General features: G+C 59.3%; 14 protein-coding genes. All 14 read right to left on the reverse strand.

Annotation, left to right across the window (positions count from 1 at the left end; genetic code table 11):
• Positions 1 to 66: 66 nt before the first annotated feature.
• Positions 67 to 1,023, reverse strand: coding sequence for a bifunctional riboflavin kinase/FAD synthetase (locus tag I6I94_RS03105; RefSeq protein WP_128087588.1), 957 nt, complete (start codon positions 1,021 to 1,023; stop codon positions 67 to 69).
• A gap of 114 nt (positions 1,024 to 1,137) precedes the next feature.
• A complete protein-coding gene (locus I6I94_RS03110; protein WP_128087587.1) occupies positions 1,138 to 1,800 on the reverse strand; it encodes a DUF4345 domain-containing protein in 663 nt (220 codons plus the stop codon).
• Positions 1,801 to 1,859: 59 nt separating this feature from the next.
• Positions 1,860 to 2,303: a hypothetical protein gene (locus I6I94_RS03115; protein WP_126499752.1), complete on the reverse strand. Its 444-nt coding sequence runs from the start codon at positions 2,301 to 2,303 to the stop codon at positions 1,860 to 1,862.
• A gap of 45 nt (positions 2,304 to 2,348) precedes the next feature.
• Positions 2,349 to 2,720 carry a hypothetical protein gene (locus I6I94_RS03120; RefSeq protein WP_006889018.1) on the reverse strand — a complete coding sequence of 124 codons (372 nt, stop codon included), beginning with the start codon at positions 2,718 to 2,720 and terminating at the stop codon, positions 2,349 to 2,351.
• Positions 2,717 to 3,865 (reverse strand): tRNA pseudouridine(55) synthase TruB, encoded by a 1,149-nt coding sequence (gene truB / locus I6I94_RS03125; RefSeq protein ID WP_128087586.1) that lies wholly within the window; start codon positions 3,863 to 3,865, stop codon positions 2,717 to 2,719. Before truB ends, I6I94_RS03120 begins: the two co-directional genes overlap by 4 nt.
• A complete protein-coding gene (gene rbfA / locus I6I94_RS03130) occupies positions 3,866 to 4,330 on the reverse strand; it encodes a 30S ribosome-binding factor RbfA (protein ID WP_037233244.1) in 465 nt (154 codons plus the stop codon).
• 220 nt (positions 4,331 to 4,550) lie between these two features.
• Entirely contained in the window at positions 4,551 to 7,334 is a 2,784-nt protein-coding gene (gene infB / locus I6I94_RS03135) for a translation initiation factor IF-2 (protein WP_128087585.1), read from the reverse strand.
• 196 nt (positions 7,335 to 7,530) lie between these two features.
• Positions 7,531 to 7,839, reverse strand: coding sequence for a YlxR family protein (locus I6I94_RS03140; RefSeq protein ID WP_052029760.1), 309 nt, complete (start codon positions 7,837 to 7,839; stop codon positions 7,531 to 7,533).
• Positions 7,840 to 7,976: 137 nt separating this feature from the next.
• Complete coding sequence (gene nusA, locus I6I94_RS03145; protein ID WP_037233353.1) at positions 7,977 to 9,011, reverse strand: transcription termination factor NusA; 1,035 nt, start codon at positions 9,009 to 9,011, stop codon at positions 7,977 to 7,979.
• Between the two features lie 130 nt (positions 9,012 to 9,141).
• The gene (locus I6I94_RS03150) at positions 9,142 to 9,798 is read right to left on the reverse strand and encodes a ribosome maturation factor RimP (protein WP_126499750.1); all 657 of its coding nucleotides are present in this window, start codon (positions 9,796 to 9,798) and stop codon (positions 9,142 to 9,144) included.
• A 39-nt stretch (positions 9,799 to 9,837) separates the two neighbouring features.
• The gene (locus I6I94_RS03155; protein WP_128087584.1) at positions 9,838 to 11,655 is read right to left on the reverse strand and encodes a proline--tRNA ligase; all 1,818 of its coding nucleotides are present in this window, start codon (positions 11,653 to 11,655) and stop codon (positions 9,838 to 9,840) included.
• Between the two features lie 120 nt (positions 11,656 to 11,775).
• A complete protein-coding gene (locus I6I94_RS03160) occupies positions 11,776 to 12,786 on the reverse strand; it encodes a GNAT family N-acetyltransferase (protein ID WP_201620863.1) in 1,011 nt (336 codons plus the stop codon).
• 77 nt (positions 12,787 to 12,863) lie between these two features.
• The gene (gene ispG, locus I6I94_RS03165) at positions 12,864 to 14,015 is read right to left on the reverse strand and encodes a flavodoxin-dependent (E)-4-hydroxy-3-methylbut-2-enyl-diphosphate synthase (RefSeq protein ID WP_023132850.1); all 1,152 of its coding nucleotides are present in this window, start codon (positions 14,013 to 14,015) and stop codon (positions 12,864 to 12,866) included.
• Between the two features lie 187 nt (positions 14,016 to 14,202).
• Complete coding sequence (locus I6I94_RS03170; protein ID WP_201620864.1) at positions 14,203 to 15,702, reverse strand: M50 family metallopeptidase; 1,500 nt, start codon at positions 15,700 to 15,702, stop codon at positions 14,203 to 14,205.
• Positions 15,703 to 15,748: the final 46 nt, after the last annotated feature.

Below are 15,748 nucleotides of genomic sequence, written 5' to 3' on the forward strand. Positions count from 1 at the left end.
ACACCTTTGGCGGTGCAGACGGGTACCGGGCGCGTCCCTCAACACGGTACGCCCGGTTCGCAGGGACTACGCGGCGGCCAGCACCTCCCGAGTCTGCACCACATCCTGGTTAATCTGCTCCACCAGGGCCTCCACCCCGTGGTACGCCACCATCGGGCGCAGATGCTTCACAAACTCCACCACCACATGCTGACCGTACAGGTCAAAGTCCTCGACACGCTCCTGCGGCCGGTCAATCACATGCGCCTCAACCTGCCGGTTCTCAAGACCGTCAAACGTTGGGTTCGTTCCCACCGAAATAGCCGCCGGGTGGCGTGTTCCCGACTCGTCTGTCAGCCACCCGGCGTACACTCCATCCACCGGAATAAAACCGCGCGCCTCCAGCTCCAGGTTTGCGGTGGGGAACCCCAGCTCACGCCCGCGAGCCAACCCGTGCACCACCTCCCCGTACATGAGGTGAGGGCGGCCCAACAATCTGGCGGCACCCTCCATATCCCCCGTATTCAGCAGTTCGCGGATACGCGTAGAAGAGCACCTGGTGCCGTCATCAGCCATGAGATCGTCAACCACCACAACCTCAAACCCGTACTGTTCGCCCAACTCACGCATGGTGTTAAGGTCACCAGAGTTGCGGTGCCCGAAACGCACATCATCGCCAATCACCACGTAACGGGCGTGCAGGGTATCCACAAAAACGCTCTTCACAAACTCTTCGGGGCTCTGCTTCGCAAACTCCAGGTCGTAGTGAAGCAGCACATAATTCTGCAGGCCCAGCTGACACATAAAATAGCGGCGTGAACCCTGCCCCATAATCTCCTGGTGCATTAGCTCAGGGTGGTGAACCTGCATTGGGTGCGGGTCGAATGAGACCGCGACAGAGGCCAGCCCGTGCTCCTCAGCCAACTCGACAACGCGCGAAATCACGCGGGTGTGACCAATATGCACACCATCAAAGTTGCCGATAGTCACCACCGACGGCCCAAAATCCGCCGGAATATCGCTCAGCTCGGTATAGAGGGTCACGTGCTCTCCTGCATAAAAAATACTGTACCTATACATCCTAGACCAGCGCGGGCATAGATGCTGAATCCTAAAACGGGGTGCACCCCGGTACGGCGAGCCCGTCCAAAGCCCCGATTAAACGCGGGAGGCGCTGAGCATCTGCTGACGGATCGTATTCGACTTATTAATCCAGGCGTACCACACCAGAAGACACGGCGGGATCACCAAATCCGTCACCATCAGCACAATAAGCGACCAGTGCGGGGTACCGTGCGAAGCCCACGAAATAATGCGCCCCACACCGCCAAGGAACACCACCAGGCACGCCAGTACCAGCATATTCGCCCACTTAAACTTCCAGGCGATAAACAAGAACGCGATGCCCACCCCCGCATACACGGCGGCAAGAAACGCATAGTTCGACTCAATTGACGGGTTCACCGCAACCGCAGCGGAGTCCGGGGCAGCCTGCGTACCCGCCACCACCTGCCACGCCGCGTAGGCAATAATCGCCACGCCGTACAGCCCCACCACCGAACGGAACAGCCCACGGTTTTGGGGTTTTGCCGCATCCTCAAGGGTCTGCGGCTTCTGCTCCAGTTTCGTTTTCTGCTCGGGTTTCTTCGGTGCAGGCTGCTTTACCGTCTCACCGTTCTCTGGTGTGGTTCGGGCCGGTTTCAGGGCCTGGGGCTCTTTTTCAGGCCGACCCGCAGTACCCGCTTCACTGGCGGGGAAACCCGCAGATTCCTCACGGTCGCCCTGACTCGCAGCCTCGTTTTTTGAGGTCTTGTCATTCATATATTCTCTCCTCACATAATGTGTACAATTCAATAATTTGCGCCACGGCTACCCAGCGCCTAGGCACGCCTGGAGTGGAACAGCCACCACAGGCCCACAACGGGCAAAACCAGCGGAATAAACCCGTACCCCTGCCCAAAATGCGACCACACTGAGGCCAGCGGGAACAGGTGCGGGGCAGCCAGAGACAACGCCCCCACCCCCAGCACACCCGCAAGTTCAGCTGAAATAGTCACAAGGGCAACTCGCCGCGCCCGCTCCCCGCGCCGTGCCAAAGCAACCGCAGCCACAGCATAAATAACAGCCGACAGCAAAGACAGCAGGATTGCCAGCGGAGCCTCATCAAATTTACGCACCAGCTGGTACCCCGCCCGCGCCCCAGCCGACAACGTAAAAACACCGTACAAAACGGCGATCAGCTTCCCCGGGCCCGAGGCGTGGTAGGAGCCCATGCTGCGGTTTTGAGGCCGCCCACCGGAGGCGGATTGAAGATTATTACCCATGTTTCCTTCCAAAAGTGTGTGCGGCAGAAGGTCACTGCGGCCGGCTCAGTAGTAGTACCACAACATATTCATCCGATGCACCATCACAATCAGCACCGGGCCGGGAACCGCCAACAGAAGCGTAGCCCACCGGGTGCGTTCACTCAACGAGTAGAAAAACGCACCCGCCGGGATCACCATAGCCGTCAGCAAATACCCGTAGTACTCCAGCCAGTCACCGCGAGGTCCCGGGCCAACCGCCTGCATAATAATCGACCCTATCAGGTACACCACCAGGTACGCCTCAAGCAGCAGCACCGGGCCCTGCGAATAATCATCCGGGGCGTACCCGCGCACATACTGCACCAGTGCTGCAGCCGCTGAGAGGGAGCCCAGTACGGCAGTTACCCAAAACCACCAGTCCAGCCCAGCAATCATGAGCTCTTCTCCAATGTTCCGGAAAAATCAGTCCCAGCCTCGAACACCAGGGTCGGTGCAGCCACCACGCTACCGCGCTGTTTTAAGTTCTCCAGCAACGCCACCAGCGTGCCATCCGGCGCAAAAGCCGCGTACACGCCCTCGGTAGTAGCGTGTTGCTTTTCCCCTCCGTCACCGGTACTTGCGTGGGCCTGCCGCAGAGTCACCGTCCCGTCCCCGTTCGGGCTAATGCGGCGGCCAAAAGACACATCTGTGGCCTGCTGCGCCGATAGCTCACGAACCTTAAAGAGACGGCGCGCAGCCTCCTCTAAACTCAGCAGCGGCATATCCGTCAACGGTTGCCCCGCCGCCTCCCGGCGTTCCAGCAGTTCCGGCAAAGCAGCGGCGTCTGCAAGGGTGGTTCCTCCCACCCGGGTGCGGCGTAAACGTATGAGGTGCCCGCCGGTGCCCAGCATCTGACCCAGATCCCGCGCCAAGGCACGAATATAGGTGCCTGAGGAGCAGGATACCGTCACCTCACAGTTGATCACCGGCACCGAGGTGATCGCAGTAGTGGGATCTGACAGCTCGCCGTGTGTTCCAGCCGCGTCGATCCCCGCCTCGGCAAGTTCCTGCTGAGAAACGAGAACACACCAACTGGTCATAGTGCGTTGTATGGAATGCACCGTGAACTCATTCACCCGCACCGGGCGGGCAGCTAGTTCTACCTGTTCACCGCTGCGCACCCGAGTGTAAGAGCGGACCCCATTAACCTTGATGGCAGATACCGCAGAAGGCACCTGCATAATATCGCCGGTTAAGCTTGCGACCGCCTCAAGAATGCGCTGCTCAGTCAGTGCCTCCACAGCCTCCGGGCAAGTTCCGGTCTGTCGGCCCTGCGCGTCGTCCGTTTCTGTGCTAATGCCCAGCTGAATCGTGGCCTGATACGTCTTATCCTGCCCTACCAGGTAGGTCAGCAGTTTCGTCGCCTTATTCAGCCCCAGAATCAGCACCCCGGTGGCCGCCGGGTCAAGGGTGCCCGCATGACCAACGCGACGGGTGCCCGCAATCCAGCGGAGTTTCGACACCACATCGTGGCTGGTTATCCCCTCGGGCTTATCGATCACTACCAGCCCGCTGGGTCCGTCCCCTTTCGTTTTAGCCACTTATTCGGTGTCCTCACCGGTGGTGTCTTCGCCGAACTCGTTATCGTCGGCGGATTTCTTATAGGGGTCGGCCTCCCCCGCATACTGCGCGCCCGTGGCGGCGGCGGCCAGCTGAGCGTCGCGTTCACGGGTCTTACGGAGCAAATCCTCCAGGTGGTAGGCGTTTACGGGGACTTCATCAGGCACAAAGGTGAGGGTTGGGGTCAGGCGGGCGGTAATGTTCTTCCCCACCTCCGACCGCAGGATACCTTTGGCGGATTCCAAGGCAGCCTTTGTCGAAGCCTGCTCCTGTTCGGAACCGTACACCGTGTAGTACACGGTTGCGTGCTGCAGATCGTTGGTGACGCGGGCGTCTGTGACGGTCACGAACCCGAGCCTGGGGTCTTTGACACGACGCTCTAACGCCTGTGCCACAATCACTTTAATGCGGTCGGCTAGGCGAGCCGCGCGGGCTGCATCAGCCATGCTGTTCTCCTCTGTAGGTGATACGCGGCGCGGGGGCGACGCGATAGTTCTTCCGTATATTTTCTGCTCGCAAGGTACGATGCCGCTGGTGCATCGCTGACACTGGCCTCACAGCGGCGCGGGCCGGTCCTTATAAACTCCCGTTCATAAGGACCGGCCCGCACGGTATGTGAGGTGCCCGCTTCCCTACTGCGGCTGGGAAGCAGACGGCCTTAGTGCCTTAGACGCGCTTCTTCTCGCGCATCTCCCACGTTTCAATAACGTCGCCTTCCTTAATGTCGTTGAAGGAACCGAGCCCAATACCGCACTCGTAGCCTTCACGAACCTCGGTGGCGTCGTCCTTGAAGCGGCGTAGCGACTCAATGGTGAGGTCTTCAGCCACCACGGACCCGTCACGTACCAGGCGTGCCTTGGAGTTACGCTTGATAATACCGTTCTTGACCAGCGAACCGGCAATATTGCCCCACTTGGAGGAGCGGAACACTTCGCGGATCTCAGCTGAACCAAGCTCAACTTCTTCATACTCGGGCTTGAGCATACCCTTAACGGCCTGCTCGATTTCCTCAATCGCACGGTAGATGACCGAGTAGAACTTCATCTCGACGCCCTCGCGGTCGGCAAGCTCCGAGACGCGCTCTGCGGGGCGAACGTTGAAGCCAATGATCACCGCGTTGTCCACGGTTGCCAGGTTCACGTCGTTCTGGGTAATAGCACCCACACCGCGGTGGATCACACGCAGCTGAACCTCGTCGCCGCCCACGTCGATCTTCATGAGCGACTCTTCCAGGGCCTCAACAGCACCGGAGACGTCACCCTTAATAATCAGGTTCAGAGTGTCCATCTTGCCCTCAGCCACGGCGGCATCGAAGGATTCAAGGGTTACGCGCTTACGACGCTTCGCAAGCTGTGCGTTACGGTCCGCTGCCTCACGCTTCTCAGCGATCTGGCGTGCAGTGCGTTCTTCCTCGGTCGAGAGGAAGGTATCACCCGCACGGGGCACCGTCGAAAGGCCCAGAACCTGCACGGGACGGGACGGGCCGGCTTCTTTCACTGCCTGGCCGTTTTCATCGAACATTGCACGCACGCGACCGTGTGCCACGCCGGCAACAATCGCATCACCCACATGCAGGGTACCGGACTGCACCAGGACGGTGGAGACCGCACCGCGGCCCTTGTCCAGGTTCGCTTCAATGGCAACGCCGCGAGCTTCCTTATTCGGGTTAGCACGCAGTTCTAGGACGTCGGCGGTGAGGGTCACAGCCTCCAGCAGTTCGTCAATATTGGTGCCGTTGCGGGCAGAAACATTCACGAACATGGTGTCTCCGCCGTAGTCTTCGGGTACCAGACCGTACTCGGTCAGCTGGCCCTTGACCTTATCGGGCGAGGCACCTTCCTTATCGATCTTGTTAACCGCAACCACGATCGGCACGTTAGCCGCTTGGGCATGGTTCAGGGCCTCAACGGTCTGCGGCATCACGCCGTCATCCGCTGCGACCACAAGAATAGCGACGTCGGTAACCTTCGCACCGCGGGCACGCATAGCGGTAAACGCCTCGTGACCGGGGGTATCGATGAAGGTAATAGCACGGTCTTCTCCCTCAACGGTGGTGTGTACCTGGTACGCACCGATGTGCTGGGTAATGCCGCCGGCCTCGCCCTCAATGACGTTGGTGTTACGGATGGCATCCAGCAGGCGGGTTTTACCGTGGTCAACGTGACCCATCACGGTCACAACCGGCGGGCGCACCTCAAGCTCTTTATCGCCTTCAGCAGCCGCTTCGGCCTCAAGGTCAATGTCGAAGGACTCCAGCAGTTCACGCTCTTCGTCTTCGGGGGAAACGATCTTAATAACGTACCCCAGCTCGGCACCCAGCAGCTCAAACGTGTCCTCGTCCAGGGATTGGGTTTGAGTTGCCATCTCACCCAAGTGGAAGAGCACCGTAATCAGGGCTGCGGGGTTCGCGCCAATCTTCTCGGCAAAGTCCATGATGGAGGCGCCGCGGCGCATACGGATTTCGGTTGAGCCGTCGCCGCGAGGCACGACCACGCCGCCGGGTGCTGGTGCGTTAAGCTGCTCCTGCTCGCTGCGGCGTGCCGCCTTCGACTTGCGGTTTTTACGTTTGGAACCGCCGCGTCCGAAAGCGCCCTGGGCGTTACCGCGACCGCCGGGGCCGGGGCGGCCCGGGCCACGGTTAAAGCCACCGCCGCCGCGACGGGAGCCACCGCCGCCACCGGAGTTACCGCCGCCTGAAGGCGATCCGGGCCCAACATTGGATACCTTCGGCATCATTGACGGGGTGGGGCGTGAACCGCCGCCTGAGCCTGAACGGGGGCCGCCACCGGGGCGTGAGCCCGCTGCGGGGCGGGGGCCGCCGGAACCAGCACCACGCTGTCCACCACGCGGCGGGCGCGGCCCGCCGGAACGCTGCTCACCACGCTCGGGGCGTTTCATGCCCTGCTGCGATGAGAACGGGTTATTACCCGGGCGCGGGCCGGGTTTCGGACCGGGCTTAGGAGCCGCAGGCTTTGGCGCGGCAGGCTTGGGGGCGCCGGGTTTCGGTGCTGCGGACTGCGCATCGGGGCGTTTCATGCCCTGCTGCGATGAGAACGGGTTATTACCCGGGCGCGGGCCGGGTTTCGGACCGGGCTTAGGAGCTGCAGGCTTCGGCGCAGCAGCAGCCTTCCCCGCCGACGGAGCGGCCTTTGTACCGCTCTGTTTCTGAGCGGCAGATTTAGGCCCAGGTTTCGGCGCCGCAGGCTTTGCTGCAGATTTCGGCGCGGCAGAGGCACCGGAGGCTGCTTTCTGGGATGCGGCAGGTTTCTGAGCTGCTTCAGCTGCAGGTTTTGCAGCGGGAAACGCCTCACGCAGCTTTTTGACAACCATGGGGTTTAGGGTCGAGGAAGGACCCTTAACAAATTCATTCATCTCGCCGAGTTTGGCGATAACTTCTTTAGAGGTGACGCCAAACTCTTTAGCGAGCTCGTGTACACGAGGCTTAGCCAATTTTCTCCTGTCCTGGCTCGCGCCAGGACGGCGCGGGCTCTAGTGATGTATGGGTGTGCGCACTACGGCGCACGGTGGCATTAGACAGCCGTTTTCTGAGCACAGGTAAGTACTCATTCTGCGGCACTCATTAGATATCCATCAGTTTTCTGACTCGCTTTCATACAGTGTTAAGAAGCCGTCAAACTTGTTTGACTTACATGGGGCCTGCGGTTCTCTCCTCCGCCTCCAGACGCTGTTGAAGCTGCTCGGCAAAAGCCTGCACCTGCGAAGCGCCACAGACAGTTTTGAAGGCGCGGGCGAAAGCATTCCTGCGTACTGCCTGCTGCAGGCACTGCACGCTGGGGTGTAGCCACGCTCCGCGCCCAGGCATATCTCTTCGCGCATCCACAAGAATACGCTGGGAGGTAGGCCCGTCACCGCCGCAGGATCGTACGATCCTGAGCATGTTCCGCTGGGTATCGCGGTCACGGCAACCGATGCAGGTCCTCAGGGGTAGGCTCATAAGTTTCCCCCTTTATCGTCCCAACATCAATTACCCTCGTTTGAGGGCGCACTAAGGCACGCGATCACAAACGCACATTTATATTCTATACGGTATGCCGGTATTTTCAGAGCCGCCATTGCGGCTATGAACGAATATTACTCGTTGTCAGCGTGCAAAGCGCGAGAAACCCGCTCCGCCACTTCCTCTTCAGCCTTTAGCTGCGCATACTTCGATTCCGAGAGAATATCGATACGCCACCCGGTGAGTTTAGCGGCAAGCCGGGCGTTCTGCCCCTCACGACCAATAGCCAACGACAGCTGGTCATCGGGTACAACGGCTCGGGCCGAATACTCACGCGCATCCAAAATAATGACCTCAGTCACCTTCGCGGGGGAAAGCGCTGCGGCAATAAACTCGGCGGGGTCTGAGGAATAATCGACAATGTCGATTTTCTCGTCATTCAGCTCCGCGGCAACAGCACGAACACGCGCACCCATATCACCAATACAGGCACCTTTTGCGTTAATAGACGGGTCGGTGGCGTGCACCGCGATCTTCGAACGATGCCCCGCTTCACGGGCAATCGAGGCGATCTTCACCAGCCCGTCAGAAATCTCGGGAACCTCATGCTCAAATAAACGCAGCACTAGGTTCGGGTGGGAGCGGGAAAGCACAATTGAGGGGCCTTTCTGGCCTCGGCGTGCCTCCACCAAATATGCGCGGATGCGCGCGCCATGCGGGTATTTCTCTCCCGGCACCTGCTCATTAGCTGGCAGCACCGCCTCAACGGTTCCCAGATCGACCTGCACCATACGCGGATTATTGCCCTGCTGCACCACACCAGAGACGAGGGTGCCCTCACGGTCACGGAACTCCCCCAGCACGCTGGCGTCCTCGGCGTCTCGCAGGCGCTGCGCCAGCACCTGACGCACAGTCGCGGCGGCGATACGGCCAAAGTTATTGGGGGTATCATCAAACTCGGCGATCTTCTGGTTATCGTCGTCAAGTTCGGGGGCTAAAATGACGAACTGACCGCTCTTACGGTCAATCTCTGCACGGGAACCTTTAATAGCGCCCGGCTGCTTCATGTACGCCAGCAGTAGCGCATTCTCGACGAGCGCAAACAGTTCTTCCAGAGCGATCCCGCGTTCCTTCTCAAGCGTGCTCAGAACGCTTAGGTCAATCGTCATATTATTGTCCACGCTCATCAGCCTTTCCCTGTAGCACAGCGCCGGGACGCTCTGGGCGCCCCGGCTACCGGACGGTATGCCCTTCACCACCTAAAAATAGGCAACAACGGTGAAGAGCCCACTTTGACTCCTATTCTACCGAATCGGCTGTGGAATTGAAATCAATCTGAAGATGAGCACTGGCGATACGCTCCCACGGCAGGGTCTGCGGCTCATGGTACGAAGGTTTCTGCCCCTTCTTAGTCTGCTTCTTCCGCCGCAGAACTGGGCCATCATCCGTAACTTCATCAAGGCGCCCCACATACTCGGAGCCATCAGTCTCGGTAATGGCCACGAGTCGGGTTCGGGCTCGCACCCAGTGGCGGCGTTCAGACAGTTCACGCGTTGCCCCCGGCGAGGAGACCTCCAGTAAATACGGGAAGAACTCATCGTTCGCATCAGCACGGTCTAGGGCCGCAGAGAATACCCCCGAAATCTCGGCGATCGTATCCAAAGAAAGCGAATCAGCGCGGTCTTCCGTGTAATCCACGGTAATTTCAACGGTGCAGTTCTGTGCCGGGCCGGTAATTTTAATGCTCTCCACCACAAGGGAGAACTCCGCTAGGGTTGGTTCGATCGCAGCCCGCACCTCATCGGCATGAAGAGGGCGGGTACCCACTGGAGCCTGCGGAGCCTTCTCGGCGGGTGCGCGTGAGACGCCGCTTGCGGCTCGTGAGGCGGCACGCCGGGCACGAGCGTTGGAGGCACCGCCTTTCTTACCGCCCGAACGTTTAGGTTTGTACGCCATAGATATCCCTTCTTTCCTGCTATCCCACACCCAGAACAGTTAAGGGCGAGTTTCAGCCAGGACCTCGCGTACCGCATCCGATACGGCAATATCGCGTGCTTCGCCGCTTCGCCGGTCTTTGAGCTCCAAAGTACCGTCTTTGAACCCGCGGCCAATCACTAGGATGGTGGGTACGCCCAGAAGCTCTGCATCGCCGAATTTCACGCCCGGGCTGGTTTTCAGACGGTCGTCCAACAGCACCTGCACCCCGGCGCCTTCAAGCTCCGTGCTCAAGGTTTCTGCGTACTCGTGGGATTGAGTGTCTTTATTCGTGATGACGATGTGCACATCGGCGGGTGCCAAGTTACGCGGCCAGATCAGACCCTTCTCGTCATGATTGCCCTCAGCAATTGCGGCAAGCGCGCGGGTTACACCAATACCGTAAGACCCCATCGTCACGGTCTGGAGTTTACCGTTCTGATCGAGTACTTTCAGGCCCAGCGCCTCGGCGTATTTACGGCCAAGCTGGAAGATATGCCCCATCTCAATACCACGTGCAGCAATAAGCGGTCCGGAACCATCCGGTGCCGGGTCGCCTTCGCGTACTTCACACGCCTCCAAAACACCGTCTGCACTAAAGTCCCGCCCGTACACGAGATTTGCCACGTGTTTGCCGTGCTCGTTAGCGCCGGTCACCCACGAGGTGCCGCGAACCACGCGCGGATCAACGAAGAACGGAATACCAGTAGCGGTGTGGCGCTCTTCGGTATTCTCACCCAGCATAGGCTGATCAAGAGTAAGACCCGGGCCAATATAGCCCTTGACGAGCTGCGGGAATTTCTTTAGGTCCTCCTCGGAGGCAGCCTCAACCTCGATCTCGCCGCCGATACCCAGGAGTGCACCAACGTTAACCTCGACGCGCCCCAGATCGACTTCGCGGTCACCGGGCACACCCACAGCAAAGAGCTTACGCTCCCCGGCAGGGGTAATGACTGCGCCCACAAAACATTTGAGCGTTTGCTCTGCGGTGAGTTCACCACCGGTCACCTGCGGGTGCAGGTCGTTCATCTGGGCTACGAGGGTTTCAATCGTGGGAGATTCGGGGGTATCGAGCACGATAGCTGCGGGCGTATCCGTGAAATCAATGTCTGCGGGCACAACAGTGGTGACTGCCTCCACGTTTGCGGCGTAGCCACCGGCGGAACGCACGAAGGTGTCTTCACCTACAGGGGTCGGATGCAGGAATTCTTCGCTACGGGAACCACCCATAGCACCCGATTGTGCGGTCACAATGACGGTGTCTAATCCCAAGCGGTTAAAAATACGCTGGTAAGCGGCACGGTGGGCCTCGTAGGCTTCAGTCAAGCCTTCGTCGTCCACAGTAAAAGAGTAGGAATCCTTCATGATGAATTCGCGCCCACGCAGCAGACCGGCGCGGGGTCGCGCCTCGTCACGGTACTTATTCTGGATCTGGTAAATATACAGCGGCAGATCCTTGTAGGAGGAATACAGGTCTTTCACCAGCAGGGTGAACATTTCCTCGTGGGTGGGCGCCAGCAGCATATCGGCGCCTTTGCGGTCCTGCAGGCGGAAGAGATTATCGCCGTATTCTTCCCACCGGTTGGTTGCCTCATAGGGTTCTCGCGGCAGCAGCGCCGGGAAGAGAACTTCTTGGGCTCCAATCGCGTTCATTTCCTCACGCACCACATTCTCGACCTTGCGCAGGACCCGCAGCCCCAGAGGCAGCCACGTGTACACGCCAGGGGCGGCACGGCGAATATAACCTGCGCGCACCAGCAGCTTGTGACTGGCCACCTCAGCGTCTACAGGGTCTTCGCGCAAAGTTCGCACGAAGAGGTTGGACAGTCGAAGTACCACGGGAAGCCTCCTGCAATCGGTTGAAATAGTCTTGTTCGCGCACAAAGGCGCGTAAACGGTGCGGGCACACAAAAACCAGGCACAGGCTGTGCCATCTTTCTAGTCTATCTGTTCGCAGGGTTAACGCGCGAAGATGACGGTGGCGTATTCACCCACCGGCTCCCACCCCAGGCGTGCGTACAGGGCACGGGCGCGGGCATTATAGTCGTTCACGTACAGGCTCAGATGCCGGTAGCGGCGGCGTAGCAGGGCGCACGCCGCGGCGGTCAGTGAAGCCGCCAGCCCCAAACCCCGGTAATCCGGGTGCACCCACAACCCTTGTATTTGGGCAGTGTCCAGGCTGGTAAGGCCTGCGTCTGCCTTATACACTACCGCCCCCTCAACATTAGTAGCGACCACGGTTCGCTGCTGCGCGCTGAGGGTATGCACACGGTTACGGTACCCTTGTCCATACCGCTCCAGCGGGTCAAGGCCCACCTCCTCACGGAACATGGCGGCCGCTGCGGGCAGCAACGCATTATAGTCGGCGCTATTAGCAAACCGCACGTAATGCCCCACCTGCTGGTCATACAGGTCGGTGGTAGCAAGCGGAGGCAGGTGCGTAGGGATACGCGGTAGTGTCGCATCAATATGCTCAGTGAGATCGACCTCAGGCGACAGGTACAGCAGAGGCTGAATCGGGCGGTACGAAGACGGCGCGGGCATACGGCTCTCAAGGGTGTGCCACAGCGGGTTCACCATATCCGCAGGCCCAAAAATAGAGTCAAGGCGGCGCTTGCTGCGGTGGATACATTTTGCCAATACAGCGTAATCACTATTAGCCACAACCACAGGAACCGTATTGTTCCCCAACAGGATAATGCTGCTCAAATTCGGCTGCTGCGCACCGTCTCTTTCGTCTCCCTCAGCCGGTATACCCACAAAACCAGCGTAACCAGACGGTACTTTATCACCCACCGACCCGGCCATGGGCAGACCGACCTGCTCGTAAAAATCAACGGCATACAGGTTACCCACAATACTCGAATACAATGCCTCTTCCAGCGCATCCGCGTGCCTCACATCCAGCGGGATAGCGCGGCGGGGCACCGACTGCGATGCGCTTGCGGCGGTGAAGAGCTTAGGTAACACTGTGACGTCCAAAGGTTGTAAGGTGCTGGGCGGCGAGTGGGCGAAACGCCCCGCACACGGGTGCGGGGCGCTGAAAACTATTTGACGGTGACGGCGGGGGCGGCTCCCTCGGGGACATATTCACCGCGTGCCTCCATTTCGGCGGCGATACGGTTCGCCTCCTCAATGAGGGTTTCTACGATCTGGTCCTCAGGCACAGTCTTAATGACCTCACCCTTCACAAAAATTTGGCCTTTACCGTTGCCGGATGCCACCCCAAGGTCGGCCTCACGCGCCTCACCGGGGCCGTTCACCACGCACCCCATCACGGCCACACGCAGCGGAACTTTCATGCCTTCCAGGCCCTTGGTCACGTTCTCGGCCAGTTCCCACACGTTCACCTGGGCGCGCCCGCACGAGGGGCACGAAACAATATCTAGTTTACGTTCGCGCAGGTTCAGCGATTCAAGGATTTTTGTACCAACTTTTACCTCTTCAACCGGCGGGGCGGAAAGAGATACACGGATAGTGTCACCAATCCCCTGTGAGAGCAGGGTGCCGAACGCGACGGAGCTTTTAATGGTGCCTTGGAATGCGGGGCCAGCTTCGGTCACTCCCAGGTGCAGGGGCCAGTCGCCGCTGGCGGCAAGCTGTCGGTACGCCTCGACCATAATCACCGGGTCGTTGTGTTTAACGGAGATTTTAAAGTCCCGGAAGCCGTGCTCTTCAAACAGGGAAGCCTCCCAGACGGCTGATTCAACCAGTGCTTCAGGGGTTGCTTTACCGTACTTCTCAAGCAGCCGTTTATCGAGTGAACCGGCGTTCACACCAATACGTATAGAGGTGCCGTGGTCGGATGCCATCTCGGCGATCTCTTTTACTTGGTCGTCAAACTTACGAATGTTACCGGGGTTCACTCGCACCGCACCGCAGCCGGCTTTAATGGCGGCGTACACGTATTTCGGCTGGAAGTGGATATCGGCAATCACCGGTATATTGGACTGCTTGGCGATAATCGGCAGCGCCTCAGCGTCCTTATCGGTGGGGCACGCAACACGCACAATATCGCACCCGGCGGCGGTGAGCTCGGCAATCTGCTGCAGGGTAGAACCAATATCGTGGGTCTTGGTGGTGGTCATGGATTGCACCGAGACGGGCGATTCGGAACCGATGCCTACAGTACCAACCTTGAACTGGCGGGTTTTGCGGCGCGGCGCAAGAACCTGGGGTGCGGGCTTAAGTACGGGCATGCCGAGGCTAACCGACAAGGTATTCCTCCAAAGGGTTGAGGTGGCGCTGGGTGCGCCGTTCAGCTTCTTATTGTGCCACCGCCGCGCGGCGATTCACTAATACGGATACCCTAACCGCGTGATAAATCACAGGGCGTTAAGGATGGGGCGTCCAAACCGTAGGTTGCGGCTCTCACGAGCCGCACATTTAGAACAACCTAATCGGTTTAATAATATCTGCGGCAATAAGGATAACGGACATGAGGATGAATGCTCCAGCCACCACGTAGGTAAGCGGCATGAGCTTAATGGGATCGAAGGGACCCGGGTCTTCACGGCGGGTAAGTTTGGCGAAGGCACGGCGAGTAGCCTCCCATAGTGCCCCAAACACGTGCCCGCCATCCAGGGGCAGCAACGGAATAAGGTTGAACGCGAAAAGCATCAAGTTCATGCTGGCCACCAGGGAGACAAGAGTTGCTTCCTTAGAGGTGCGGTCAATCTGATCGGTAGAGGCGACCTCCCCCGCAATACGGCTCACCCCCACTACAGAAACCGGCGAGTTCGCGTCGCGGTCACCATTGGTAACGAGAGTTACCCCAAGATCCCAGACCCGTTGCGGCAACGACCACATGGACCCGGCAATACGAGCCAGGGTATGCCCCACGTTCGGCGGCACATCGGATAGGTTACCAGGCTTCAGCTCGGAGGTGGGAGAAATACCCACAAACCCGCCGCTGACTGTTTTAAAGGACCCGTCCTCATTGCGGGCGTACTGGCCGGTCTGTTCATCAACCACGGGCCGCACCAGCTGCACCGGGGTGATGGTGAGGGTCTGTTCACGCCCGTCCCGCATGATCTTTATCTCACTGGGGGTGGTCCCTGCCGCGCGGATAGCGCTTGAGACCGCCGTCCAGCTGCTGGTTTCAGTACCGTTCACCGCCAGCACCGTGTCCCCTGCACGCAGCCCGGCAGTTTTCGCGGGGGACGGCTGAGAAGAAGCGCTGCACTCCTCATAGGTGATGGAATCTGTGTTCATACTGACCGTCGGCACACACTCCGACACAGAGCTGACCTTATTCGTGGCGGTGGGCAGCCCAAACCCACAAATTAGGATTGCGGTGCACACAACCCCAATCAGCAGGTTCATGAACGGCCCGCCGAGCATAATGATAATGCGCTTATACACCGGCAGCTTATAGAAGAGACGGTTCTCATCGCCAGGCTGGATACGTTCGGCATCCGCCTCACGGGCAGCAGCAGAGAGCGATGCCAGCAGGCTGGTGTTCCCGGAACGCACCTGCCGCTGGGGTACAGCGTATTTTTCGGCTGGTTCTGCAGTATCACCGGTGAGTTCAGCGGTTTCAGATACTGCCTGCCCCGCCACGGTACCTGCGGCCGCGGACGCTGTGACCTTCTCACGTTCAGTCGAAGCATCCTCTTCGGCTGAAGCATCAGTTTTTTCTTGGACGGCGGGCGGGTACATGCCAATCATAGAGATGTACCCACCGAGCGGGATGGCTTTAAACCCGTACTCGGTCTCGCCCCGGCGGAACGAGAAAATGGTTTTTCCGAAGCCGATCATATACTGGGGTACGTGCACGCCGAAGAGTTTAGCGGGCACCAAGTGCCCCACCTCGTGCAGAGCAATGGATACCGCGATGGCAAACGCCATAATAATCACGCCAGCGGCGTAGTACAGAATCTCCACGTCTCTCCTTCAGAGCGGACTGCTTGTGTGTGCGGGATACCGCAAA

The sequence above is a fragment of the Rothia aeria genome, assembly GCF_016726365.1.
Lineage (GTDB): Bacteria > Actinomycetota > Actinomycetes > Actinomycetales > Micrococcaceae > Rothia > Rothia aeria.